At 39.5% G+C, this 11,798-nt stretch carries 15 protein-coding genes and 2 pseudogenes; 1 reads left to right on the forward strand and 16 read right to left on the reverse strand.

Going from position 1 to position 11,798, the window contains the following annotated elements:
* Nucleotides 1-160: 160 nt before the first annotated feature.
* From ACZ5B7_RS18980 to ACZ5B7_RS19050, 15 genes and pseudogenes are all read right to left on the reverse strand, one after another.
* On the reverse strand, nucleotides 161-1,426 hold the full coding sequence (locus ACZ5B7_RS18980) for a glutamate-5-semialdehyde dehydrogenase (RefSeq protein WP_464490590.1): 1,266 nt from the start codon (nucleotides 1,424-1,426) through the stop codon (nucleotides 161-163).
* An 83-nt stretch (nucleotides 1,427-1,509) separates the two neighbouring features.
* A pseudogene (gene proB / locus ACZ5B7_RS18985) lies at nucleotides 1,510-2,283 on the reverse strand (glutamate 5-kinase); the annotation flags it as partial.
* A gap of 16 nt (nucleotides 2,284-2,299) precedes the next feature.
* The gene (gene proC, locus ACZ5B7_RS18990) at nucleotides 2,300-3,127 is read right to left on the reverse strand and encodes a pyrroline-5-carboxylate reductase (RefSeq protein ID WP_464490591.1); all 828 of its coding nucleotides are present in this window, start codon (nucleotides 3,125-3,127) and stop codon (nucleotides 2,300-2,302) included.
* 14 nt (nucleotides 3,128-3,141) lie between these two features.
* Nucleotides 3,142-3,345: a Fur-regulated basic protein FbpA gene (locus ACZ5B7_RS18995; RefSeq protein ID WP_464490592.1), complete on the reverse strand. Its 204-nt coding sequence runs from the start codon at nucleotides 3,343-3,345 to the stop codon at nucleotides 3,142-3,144.
* A 345-nt stretch (nucleotides 3,346-3,690) separates the two neighbouring features.
* Nucleotides 3,691-3,963 carry a hypothetical protein gene (locus ACZ5B7_RS19000; protein WP_423798498.1) on the reverse strand — a complete coding sequence of 91 codons (273 nt, stop codon included), beginning with the start codon at nucleotides 3,961-3,963 and terminating at the stop codon, nucleotides 3,691-3,693.
* Nucleotides 3,963-4,676, reverse strand: a complete 714-nt coding sequence (locus ACZ5B7_RS19005; RefSeq protein WP_464490593.1) for a pirin family protein — start codon at nucleotides 4,674-4,676, stop codon at nucleotides 3,963-3,965. The genes ACZ5B7_RS19000 and ACZ5B7_RS19005 overlap by 1 nt, the downstream gene beginning before the upstream one ends.
* 155 nt (nucleotides 4,677-4,831) lie before the next feature.
* On the reverse strand, nucleotides 4,832-5,386 hold the full coding sequence (locus ACZ5B7_RS19010) for an NADPH-dependent FMN reductase (protein WP_464490594.1): 555 nt from the start codon (nucleotides 5,384-5,386) through the stop codon (nucleotides 4,832-4,834).
* A gap of 123 nt (nucleotides 5,387-5,509) precedes the next feature.
* Nucleotides 5,510-6,491, reverse strand: a pseudogene (locus tag ACZ5B7_RS19015) (ring-cleaving dioxygenase).
* 19 nt (nucleotides 6,492-6,510) lie between these two features.
* Nucleotides 6,511-7,188 carry a ribose-5-phosphate isomerase RpiA gene (gene rpiA, locus ACZ5B7_RS19020; RefSeq protein ID WP_464490595.1) on the reverse strand — a complete coding sequence of 226 codons (678 nt, stop codon included), beginning with the start codon at nucleotides 7,186-7,188 and terminating at the stop codon, nucleotides 6,511-6,513.
* 37 nt (nucleotides 7,189-7,225) lie between these two features.
* Entirely contained in the window at nucleotides 7,226-7,837 is a 612-nt protein-coding gene (locus ACZ5B7_RS19025) for an alpha/beta hydrolase (RefSeq protein ID WP_464490596.1), read from the reverse strand.
* 26 nt (nucleotides 7,838-7,863) lie between these two features.
* Nucleotides 7,864-8,472 (reverse strand): flavin reductase family protein, encoded by a 609-nt coding sequence (locus tag ACZ5B7_RS19030; RefSeq protein WP_464490597.1) that lies wholly within the window; start codon nucleotides 8,470-8,472, stop codon nucleotides 7,864-7,866.
* A gap of 22 nt (nucleotides 8,473-8,494) precedes the next feature.
* Entirely contained in the window at nucleotides 8,495-9,433 is a 939-nt protein-coding gene (locus tag ACZ5B7_RS19035; RefSeq protein WP_464490598.1) for a ring-cleaving dioxygenase, read from the reverse strand.
* 122 nt (nucleotides 9,434-9,555) lie between these two features.
* The gene (locus tag ACZ5B7_RS19040; RefSeq protein WP_464490599.1) at nucleotides 9,556-9,954 is read right to left on the reverse strand and encodes a DoxX family protein; all 399 of its coding nucleotides are present in this window, start codon (nucleotides 9,952-9,954) and stop codon (nucleotides 9,556-9,558) included.
* A 64-nt stretch (nucleotides 9,955-10,018) separates the two neighbouring features.
* Nucleotides 10,019-10,441 carry a MarR family winged helix-turn-helix transcriptional regulator gene (locus ACZ5B7_RS19045; RefSeq protein ID WP_464490600.1) on the reverse strand — a complete coding sequence of 141 codons (423 nt, stop codon included), beginning with the start codon at nucleotides 10,439-10,441 and terminating at the stop codon, nucleotides 10,019-10,021.
* 132 nt (nucleotides 10,442-10,573) lie between these two features.
* Nucleotides 10,574-11,026: a GNAT family N-acetyltransferase gene (locus ACZ5B7_RS19050; protein ID WP_464490601.1), complete on the reverse strand. Its 453-nt coding sequence runs from the start codon at nucleotides 11,024-11,026 to the stop codon at nucleotides 10,574-10,576.
* Nucleotides 11,027-11,116: 90 nt separating this feature from the next.
* On the opposite strand from ACZ5B7_RS19050, the gene ACZ5B7_RS19055 reads away from it, so the two are divergent.
* Nucleotides 11,117-11,392, forward strand: coding sequence for a hypothetical protein (locus tag ACZ5B7_RS19055; RefSeq protein WP_464490602.1), 276 nt, complete (start codon nucleotides 11,117-11,119; stop codon nucleotides 11,390-11,392).
* Between the two features lie 50 nt (nucleotides 11,393-11,442).
* Here the strand turns inward: ACZ5B7_RS19055 and ACZ5B7_RS19060 are convergent, their stop codons facing one another.
* Nucleotides 11,443-11,742 carry a TIGR04104 family putative zinc finger protein gene (locus ACZ5B7_RS19060; RefSeq protein ID WP_464490603.1) on the reverse strand — a complete coding sequence of 100 codons (300 nt, stop codon included), beginning with the start codon at nucleotides 11,740-11,742 and terminating at the stop codon, nucleotides 11,443-11,445.
* Nucleotides 11,743-11,798: the final 56 nt, after the last annotated feature.

Consider the following 11,798-nt stretch of genomic DNA (forward strand, 5'->3'; position numbering starts at 1 on the left):
ACGCCCTTTCCCTACAGTATATAAATCTTGAAAATAAATGCTCTCCCTTAAAGGAATATTTTTACAAAACCCAGATACAGTGCATAATGTGTTCATGTTAACAAACGCAAAGAAGCTGATCTAAAAGCACGCAATATGCTTTTAAATCAGCTTCTTTCCACTATCTTACGTGGCCATTTCCTGTCATTATATATTTCGTCGTGGTCAAATCAGCCAGCCCCATCGGGCCGCGTGCATGGAGCTTTTGGGTAGAGATACCAATTTCCGCCCCAAGCCCAAGTGCCCCACCGTCCGTAAATCTAGTAGAAGCATTATGATATATCGCAGCGGCATCCACTAAGTCCATAAACTTCTTAGCAGTTTTACAGTTTTCAGTAATAATAGCTTCCGAGTGTTTCGTTCCATACTTATCGATATGTTCAATTGCTTCTTCCACACTAGTGACCGTCTTTATGGCGAGATCCAAACTCAAGTATTCTGTCGCCCAATCCTCTTCGTTTGCCAGCCCAGCACCAGGAATAACCGCCGCCGCTTTTTTATCAACATGGACGGAAATATTGTAGTCTTTCAACGTTTCTATCAACGCCAGTTTATTGTTCTCCAGCCATTCTTGGTGAATAATCGCCGTTTCCACAGCATTACATACAGCAGGACGATCGGTTTTTGCATTCACCAGTATGTTCAGTGCCTTCTTCACATCCGCTTCCCTGTCAATATAAAGGTGGCAATTACCTACTCCTGTTTCTAAGATAGGTACTGTTGCTTCATTGATAACTGAATAAATGAGCGAAGCCCCGCCTCTTGGAATTAAAACATCAATGTGCTCTTTCATCGTAAACAACTGCTGAGTGGCGGTGCGGTCCGTACTCTCAATCAGTTGAACCGCCTCTTTCGGAATTGCCGTCTTATCCAGCGTTTCCTGAATCACTTTAAAAATAGCTTTATTTGAAAAAATCGCTGAGGAACCTCCCTTTAGGAGAATAGCATTTCCTGATTTCAAAGCAAGTCCTGTTGCATCAACGGTCACATTCGGGCGTGCCTCATAAATCATTCCGATTACACCTAAAGGAACACTTACTTTTTTAACAAGAAGTCCATTATCAAGTGTCCACTTGGAAAGGGTATCGCCGACAGGATCTGGCAGCTTGGCGACTTCACGAAGTCCGCTAGTAAAATCAAAAACACGTTCTCTTGTTAAGGTAAGACGATCCAAATAGGACTCGCTATACCCTTCGATTCTCCCGTATTTTATATCGATTTCATTAGCCTTCAATATGTCCTCCACTTTCGCTTCGAGCTGATCTGCTAACAGATTGAGGGCATGATTTTTTTCTTCTGTCGATAAGATGCTTAACCTTTTGGCCGCCTTTTTCGCCTTGATTGCCTGAATTTCAATTTTTGTAGAATCCTCTCTTAAAAGAACCATCAAATCCCTCCATTTTTTTAAGTATGACTGGGAAGATACAGTGCTTTCTTTTAACCTCCTGTTTTCGAAACCATTTCCCGTTTGATAAAATAGGTCCCCGTTGCTTCTTGATGGACGGCATCTTTTAAAATATTTGGGGTCCCTGCTTTCCCTAAAAAGGAAAGGATTCCGGATGCCATGGCGATTTTAAACGCATCGATTTTCGATTTCATTCCGCCTGTTCCAACCGAGCTTCCAGAGCCACCGGCTGCTTCTTCGATTTTCATGGTAATTTCATGAACGTGTTCTAGCCGAACAGCCTGGCTCATCTGGCGAGGATCGCCATTGTACATCCCATCAATATCCGAAAGAATAATTAACATATCGGCATCAATGAGTCCTGCTATCTTGGCGGATAGAACATCATTATTTCCAAACTTTAAGCGATTGACTGTCACCGTATCGTTTTCATTTATTATTGGAACAATTCCGCGATTAAGTAAGACATTGATTGTATTTCTGGCATTATTATGACGGTTTTCTTCCGATAAATCCTCTCTAGTGATGAGAATTTGTGAAGCAACATAGCCGTGGGATAGAAAAAGCTCAGAATAGATTTCCATCAATAGGCTCTGGCCAATCGACGCGGATGCTTGCTTTTCCGGCAGCGCGCTCGGTGGTTCAGTAAAACCAAGTTTTCGATAGCCAGCAGCTACTGCACCAGATGAAACAAGCAGTACCTCGTGGCCGGCATCCTTTAATTGCACGACTTCTTCCACTAATTTTTCCAATTTCCTGCGGCTAATTTCACCGCGAAGGCTCGTGAGTGAGCTGCTGCCAATTTTGACAACAACTCTCTTTTTAAAGCCTGAGGTCATCAAATCACTCCTATTTTCATCTTTGATAGTGGCTGTTCATTTCCCTAGAACGTTTTGCTGCCCCTTTGACGGCCTGCATAATGGCTCTTCCTCCGCCATGCCTTTCCAATGCTTCCAATCCGGCAGCCGTGGTACCATTTGGGGATGTAACCTTTTCTCTTAGCTGAGCTGGAGTTTCCGATTGCTGCATCATCATCTTGGCGGCACCCAAAATGGTTTGCGCGCTGATTTCCCTTACAGTACGGTTATCAAGGCCGCACTCTTTTCCAACCCTCTCCATATGTTCGATTAAGTAATAAAAATAAGCAGGACCACTCCCCGCAATACCTGTAAAGATATCCATTTTATCTTCCTCAATGAGATAAACAGTCCCTAAACAGGACATTAAATCCATCACCATCGCAGCAACTTCTTTTGTTGCATGTTTCCCTGGACAAATGGCTGTAGCGGACTCACCAATCATGCTGGATGTATTTGGCATAATCCGGACAACCGGCTGCCCTTCTGGAAGATGTTTCTCAATACAGTTCGCCGGAACCCCAGCTGCAACAGAAAGAATCACTTGATTAGGCTTAAGTTTTTTTGAAAAGTATTGTAATGAGGATTCCACATCTTTAGGCTTCATCGCTATAATGATGATGTCAATGTTATCAAAGTTTAACTCTTCCCTGCTGATTCCCTTTATTCCATAAGTTTCCTGGAGCTCTTGCAAACGTCCATGATTGGCTCGATTGGTAACCATTATTTGCTCGGATGGAATTTTACCGGTATTCACCATACCTGAAATCATGGCCTCAGCCATGGAACCTGCTCCTAAAAAAACTACCGTTTGATTGGTTAACATCACATTCCTCCTATTTAAGGGTGATGATAGTTTTGTGAATGCTCTTTTTTACTTGATTCCAAATTATTTGTATAAACATAGTTGTACTCTTCCTCTAAATCACTCAAATTCCATTCATAAAGATGCTTATTATTTTTTTTATAAACACCTGATTGAACAAGCTGATCCATCAAAAATTGTCTTCTTTGCTTAACCACAGTTCTAAGTAAATTTTTCAAAACAGAAACCTCCCGTTTTTCAAAAATAATAGTAATTAGTTGTCTTCTACATTTACTGCAATTGATGGAAGGCAGGGTGTAGTGTTAAGGACCATCTCCCCCTTTCCCATAAATGCCATTATAAAGAGGCGTTTTTTAAGAATTTGTCGATTGGGCTCGCATTGAATAAGACTTAAAGGAATCTTTATCTTTCTTTAATAAAAGAAAAATAGATGTATTATTTGAAAAAAGGATTCCGTATTTTCAAAGCGGCTTTAAAGATATTCAAGATGAAAAAACCCGCCATTCTCCTAAATGGCGGGTAAAAAATTCATTTTTAATATAATACTGATTATAGTCCTCAACCTAAACTGGATAAACCGTTTTATGATCAGCAAGTATCACCAATTGATTTTCCTTAGGAAGGAACTTTATTTGGGCATCTGAGGAGTAAAACCAAGTTTTTTCCTTTTCCTTTGTTACGAATATATTTAACTCATCCTGAAATTCCAACACCTTCAAAGCAGTTTCCTCATCGATAGGGAGCGATATCTGCCAATGATCCCCTTTTTCTTCAATCGTGTAGGTTTCCGATTGACATAGCAATCGGCTGCCTATGGAATGGCGAATCATTAACATTAGAATTCACCTCCAGGTAAGTCAATTAATAAAAAGAAACTATCCTTACTTGCTTGAATCGTAATTTCCGGAAGATCTGTGATTCGGGCAGCATCCCTAGTCTTTAAAATGTTATCATTATTAATTGTTAATTCTCCCTCAATCGTAAAGACGTATATTCTCCTGCCTTCTTCCTGCCGAAAGGTCAGTGTCTCCTTCCCATCCAGCCTGGATAAATAAAGGGTTACATCCTGATGAATTTTAGCAACCCGCTCCGTACCGGTATGAGAGATAACTGGTAAGAGCTGATTGTGCATTTGCTCTAAGTCATATGTAATATCCTCATAGGAAGGGGTTAACTTCTTTTCATTCGGGGAAAACCATAGCTGCAGGAATTGGACTTCTTCCTGGTTTGACGCGTTAAATTCAGAATGAAGCACTCCGGTTCCGGCACTAATGCGCTGAATACTTCCAGTGCCGATGATTCCGGCGTTCCCTAAGTTGTCCTCATGTTTCAGTTGTCCCTTTATTACAATGGAGACAATTTCCGCTTCACGGTGCGGATGAATTCCAAAACCCCGTCCCGGCTGAACTGTATCGTCGTTAAAGACACGAAGTGGGCCGAATCGGATATTCGATGGGTCATAATACTCTCCAAAAGAAAAACCTAAATTACTCTCCAGCCAGTCATTTTTTACTGTATAGCGCGTACTTGCAGGATAAAGCTGAATCAATTTCTGTCACTCCTTCAATGAAAATTTATCGTCTTCATATTGTAAAATCATGAAATATAAAAAAGTTGGAAAATATAGCAGGTTTTCTTTCGCTATATTCTCCAACCCCTTCTTTATCAATATATCAGGGCCATTTTATATTAGTGGATAAAAATCTACGCTCGGTGTCTCTTAATTAAATCAACAAATGCATCTGCGAAAGATTGTAAGAATTGGACTGTATTCTCATCTTTCAATTTGCCGTTTTCATCCAACAAAGCGGCTACATTGCCGATATAAGCTTCGGGTTGTTGAACGATTGGCATATTTAAAAATACAAGTGACTGACGTAAATGATGGTTGGCACCAAAGCCGCTCAAGTTACCAGGAGATTGGCTGATAATAGCTGCCGGTTTGCCGTTCCAAACGCTTGCTCCATATGGACGTGATCCTACATCCAATGCATTCTTTAATACAGCAGGTACAGATCGGTTGTATTCAGGCGTTACAAATAAAACAGCGTCAATTTCTTTCATTTTGTTACGGAAAGTTGTGTACTCCGCAGGAACATTATTTTCATCATCAAAGTCCTGATTATATAAAGGAAGGTTGCCAATCTCAACAAATTCCGCTTCCATTCCTTCAGGGAATAAAGCTGCAACATTTGCGGCAATTTTTTTAGAAAAAGATTCTTTCCGTAGAGAACCAAGTAAAATTCCAATTTTGGTCATTTGAAACCATCCTTCGCTGCTATTTTATTTTTAATTCGAGATAATTGTAATCGAAATAATTTTTATTGTCAAAAAAAGCAGTTGAACTTTTTAAAAATTATTTACAAGTAATACCGGCTAATTCTATTCTTTTTCAAACACTTTTGTACTTCTTACTGTATCAATCGGCCGGACCAGTTTTTCAATTTGCTCGCGTTTCGTTTCAAAAAATGGCGGTAATGATAGTTTTTCACCAAGTGTTTCATATGGTTCATCACCCATAAAGCCTGGTCCATCCATCTGTTGCAATTTCAAACAGAATTTGCGGTGCAACATTTGTATATAAGGAACCAAAATAATAGCGTTCCACATAACCGGAATTCGGCAAGCGGAAGGATTGCATGCGTTTCGTCCATTCATCTATTTCAGCACGGTCTTCAACTCGGAACGCAGCATGGTGTACAGTTCCAAACCCTTGGCGTGCCCGGGGAAGAATGGCATTATACTCAACAATTACCTGTGCGCCATTCCCGCCTTCTCCTGTTTCAAACAAATGGTAAGAGCCATCTTTATCAATTTCTTTAAAAAGTAATACCTCTTCCATAATTGCTTTAAAGTAATCGAAGTTGGAGACACGGACAAAGACCGGTCCTAATCCTGTAATGGCATGTTCGAATGGAATTGGTCCATTTTGCCATGGTATTCCTGCGGCAACACCTTGATTGTTCTCGTCGGAAATCAATTGGTACTGCTGATCATCAAAATCGACAAATGACAGAGTTTTCTTACCAAATTGCTCTTTGATTCCTGTATGTTCAATATTTAACCGGTTAAACCGCTTTAGCCAATAATCTAATGCTGCATCATTCGGTACACGAAAGGATGTTTTTGAAATCTCGTCTGTCCCATGAACCCCTTTTGGAATTCCTGGGAAGTCAAAGAATGTCATATCCGTCCCTGGACCGCCTACATCATCCGCAAAAAATAAATGATACGTTTGAATATCGTCTTGGTTCACAGTTTTCTTTACTAAACGCACTCCTAAAACATATGTGAAGAATTCATAAATTTTTTCAGCACTGCTTGTAATGGCTGTAATGTGATGTACACCCTTTAATTTGTTCATGATCATTTCCTCCCATTTATTAATGTTTTCCTCTATCTAGTAAAACCGGCTTATGGCCCGTATCTATTGTAATCACCCTATCTGCCATACCAACAAACAGGCCATTATCGACCACACCAGGAATGTTATTTAGGATATATTCCAACTCTTGGGGCTTTGAGATGCTGGGAAATGAACAGTCAATGATAAAGTTGCCATTATCCGTTTGAAATGGCTTTCCGTTCGTTAGACGCAATTTAGTTTCCCCTTGTAATTCCCTAATATAATTCTCAGTCTTCATCGCCCCAAAAGGAACGACTTCCACAGGAAGCGGAAAGGCTCCCAATGTATTCACCATTTTCGAAGGGTCAGCCACTACAATAAATTTTTCCGCAGCCTTGGCTACGATTTTTTCCCGGACTAACGCTCCGCCGCCACCCTTAATAAGGTTCAGGTTAGAATCGACTTCATCGGCCCCATCTATTGCAATATCAATTTTCTTAACCTCGTCCATATTGGCTAATGAGATGTGTAATTTTTTTGCTAATTCTGCTGTTTGCACCGAGGTTGGGATTCCTTGAATGGAAAGCCCCGCTTCCACTAGCGCTCCAAGTTTCATAATCGTAAAATAAACGGTTGAACCAGTTCCAAGCCCTACAACCATCCCGTCCTCAATGAAATCGGCTGCTAGTTCTCCCACTATTTTCTTTTCATTCAAGGTTTCCGTCTCCTTCTTTCGGATGTTGTCACCCTAATTATTTGCTTATTACCTTCCGATACCAATTTGCAGCGGCTTTCACCTCATCCACCGTTAATTGATGTCCGCGATTTTCCCAGTGAAGCTCTACTTTTGCTTTAGCATTCTGTAATAACGATTGAAGTTCAGTAGATTCCATAGGTGAACAGATTGGATCATTCGTCCCAGCAGCTATAAACACGGATGTTCCGGTCAAATCAGGAAGCTCAATTCCTTTTCGCGGTACCATTGGATGATGAAGAATGGCAGCTTTTAAGGCATTTTGGTAATGAAATAATAAACTTGCTGCGATATTTGCTCCATTTGAGTAACCAATCGCAAGGATATTATTTCGGTCGAAACTATACTTTTCGGCTGCTTCATCCAGAAACTCATTTAGTTCTTTTGTTCGAAAAATAAGATCCTCTTCGTCAAAGACTCCTTCTGCTAGCCTTCTGAAGAAGCGCGGCATTCCATTTTCCAATACATTCCCGCGAACACTTAGAACATTGGCCTCTTCGTCAATCATGCCGGCAAGTGGCAGAAGGTCTAATTCATTGCCACCCGTTCCATGAAGCAATAAAAAGGTGGGTTTTGTTTGGTCTTGTCCTTTATTGAATATATGTTTCATCCTTATTTTCCCTCCAGAACGTGGAACTATTTAGGTCTTTCGATTTCAAAGATATCACCAATTTTGGCATAACTATTTCCTGCCAATCGACTTACAGCAGATAGTCCCGTCGGGTCTATTCTTCCATTTTCATAAATGCTGCTTTCAATATGATATTGAACAACTTTTCCGATAATCAAATCACACCCAGGAGAATCTTTTCCTCCCAATTCTATTGAATGCTCTACTAAACATTCCATCCTGACTTTTGCTTCCTTTACTCCCGGAACTGAAATTTTCACGCTTTCCACTGGAGTTAAATTCGTTAAATCTATTTCACTTTGGTCAGGCGGAAGAGTTGCCGCTGTTTTGTTAACTTCTCCAACATTTTGTTCGTCAACGATATGGACTACAAATTCCTTGGACTCCAGGATATTTCGCGCAGTGTCCTTTTGCCTCCCTGCTGAACGTTGGATGGATAAAGAAATCATTGGGGGGTTGGCTGACACAATATTAAAGTAGCTAAATGGTGCACCATTCAACACCCCATCCTTTGAAATCGATGTGACAAACGCAATAGGCCTTGGGATAATGCTTCCTATCAAGAATTTATAATTTTCTCTTTCGGTAATTGTTGCAGGATCAATCGAAAGCAAAGAAATCAGTCCCTTCGATAAATTAGTCTAACGGCCTTACTTCAATTGGAAGGAGCACTCGCTCTAGTTGTGCTCTATGTGGTTCATACTGGGAAGGCAGCATCAATTTTTCTCCCATTGTCGCTTGTGATTCATCATGCGCAAATCCTGGAGGATCTGTTGCTATTTCAAACAGAATTTTTCCATGCTCTCTAAAGTAAATTGCATTAAAGTAGTTTCTATCCTGTACTGGTGTTACCCCGTACCCATGACGCTTTATATACTGCTTCCAATCTAATTGATCCTCATCATCTTTTGCCCGCCATGCAATGTGATGTACGGTACCGACACCCATTTGCCCGAGTCCAATTGGAGTTAATTTTAGGTCAATAATATTACCGATTTCGGCTGTTGAACGATAACGGGCTAAATCGCCTTCTTTACCGACAAATTCGAGCCCCATTACCGTTTCTAACAATTCCGCTGTTTTATCAGGCTGTTCCGATAAAAGGGTTGCTCCGCCAAATCCTTTTATCGCCACTTCAGGTGTTACTCCCCCAAAGCTCCAGGGATTGGCTTCCCCTTCTTCTCTTTCGACAATTTCCAAATGAAGTCCATGTGGATCATCGAATTCTAAATATTGCTCTCCAAAGCGCTCTATTTTTGTGAAAGGAACCTCGAACTTTTCTAATCGCAGCTCCCAAAATCCCATCGCTCCTTTAGGAACCACATAGGATGTTACCCCAACCTGGCCGTCTCCAATGATTCCTTGACGAGCACCTGGCCAAGGAAAGAAGGTAATGATGGTCCCTGGTTTTCCACCCTCATTTCCAAAATAGAGATGATAAGTACCCGGATCATCAAAGTTCACGGTTTGCTTTATCAGGCGCAGCCCTAAAACGCCGGCATAGAAATCTACATTTTCCTGTGGATGCCCGACAATGGCTGTAATATGGTGTATACCCATTGTTTTCTTACTCATTTTTTAACACTCCTTTTTTTGCGAGTTAATTAAATGAATTCGATACTTTAGTTTTTCCTAGTCCATTATTTAAAATCTTATCACTTTAATTATAAATTTAAGATTCTTTAATTCAAGATATTTTAGAATAAAAATGCATCTAATGCATATTGACCAGGACCGATTAAAGCTACACCAATTGCAACCGCCAGCAAAGTCAGGTTAAATTCATATCCATTTGCTGTTGCCCATAATCCATTCGGCGCATGAACCTTGATAATCGCCATTGCCATTGTTCCTGCAATCAAAATTCCTGCAAGCGGGGTTAAAAATCCTAAAGCAAACAATAATCCACCAATAAGCTCTGCCAAGCCTGCAAGTATTGCCATGGTTACGCCAGGCTTAATGCCAATAGATTCAAACCATCCACCTGTGCCTTTCGGGCCGTAACCGCCGAACCAACCAAACAATTTTTGCGCACCATGCCCTACAAATAATAAACCAATTACCAAACGAATAATTAATAAACCAATATTTAACATTTCAAAAGCCTCCTAATTGTTTTTTATCTCGGATTCGAGATATTTTATAAAAAATTTTTAAAATCTACACTTCATCTCTTACTTTTTTTAAAAGCCGGACCAATGTTTCTTCCTCATCCGAATTTAATGAATCAAACATAGAATTCACGAATTCATGATATTTTGGCATGATTTCATCCATAAATCCATTTCCAGCATCCGTTAAGGTCACATGAATCACCCGGCGGTCATCGGGACAGGCATTTCTGCATAACAAACCTCTTTTTTCAAGCTTATCTATTACATAGGTCATCGAACCACTCGAGATTAATATGCAATTTCCAATTTGTTGAATGGTTTGTTTCCCTTTTTGATAAAGTACCTCCAGAACAGAAAACTCCGTAATACCAAGATTGTTTTTTGCGATTTCATCTTTAATGCGATCATGAATAGCTTTCGATGTTTGCATCAATATTAGAAAGGGCAAATTCGAGCATTTCCTGTTCATTTCCTTCACCTCCTCATAAAAATCTCGAATTAAATTATCTTGAATCTGAGATAATAATATATCTTAAATTTCTTTTTGTCAATAACCTTTTTTCGATTCTTGCTAATTAACTTTTTCACTTTCGAAATCTGTTTAACTTAATTCAATGAAGTGCGTTGAATTTGGATAAAGATGTCCCTTTGAAAATCCCAATGAAGTATAGAAATAATCAGCATGTTCGGTATCCGTATGAAGGACAACAATTTTATAGAACTTTTTGGCTTCATCGAGGATCCTTCCTAACAACAAGCTGCCCAACCCTCTCCTTCGATACTCCTTATGAACATAAAATCGTCTGAGTCTGCCAATATTTTGTTTATTGGAATAGGGGTCTATATTTAGTCCTCCAATAGCAACCAGTTCATCCTTATCATTAAAGACGCCAAATAGGACCTCGCCAGCGCTATTAAATGTATTTATACCATCTTTATAATCATTTACTAATCTTTCTAGGAAGCGAAACCCCTCCTCCTTACTTTGTTTGACTAACAGATTCAAATCATAGCTAAACAAATTATTTATCTGCTTTACTTCGTAATCTACCATAAATTCTCCTTTAAAAGTGAGGCAAGAGAAGCGTCCCTATGCATCACCTCTGTCAATTAAGGATAGATTACCACATAGAGGTGACATTATATGGATTTCCCCACAATTTATACAAATTTTTGGGATGCTGTCATTGCTGTTCCAGTTGTCATGATATTAACACAGCTCTTGAAAGTATTTTTTAAAATATCAAAAAAATATGTCCCTGTAGTCGCATTGGCACTTGGGTTGATATTTGCCATATTTATTAGCCACCATCACAGCTTGAAGGCAGGAATCTTTATGGGATGGTTTTATGGATATGCTGCAATTGGTAATTATGCTGCATTAAAAAATACAATATGGGTTTTTAGAAAAAACGCTTAGAAGTGGGCCTGCGGGAGGGTAACTTGTACTGGTTTAAATGGAGCCTTCACTCACCAAAGTGGCTCATCTTTTTCACTTAATTTTAAAAATAATGGCATTGTAAACAGTACCAATAATATTATCGGAAGTTCTAATATTAGCATGGATGTTAAAGATAAATTAAACATTACAGTAAACGGAATAGTTATTATCGGGAATAAAGCCAATAAAGATGTGGCGTTTCTTGAAGACTTGCTTTGATATTGGATTTCTTCACAATGATTGCATTTCATACTTTTGCGGAATGTTAATATTTTTTTTAATGAATCCAACCAAGACCATTTTTTTCTACAGTTTTGGCAAGTGGGCATTAGGTTGCTCCCCCTTTTTATCCTTTTAATACCTTATACGTTATTTTTTAATCCTA

This window comes from Neobacillus sp. S1115, from assembly GCF_055385565.1.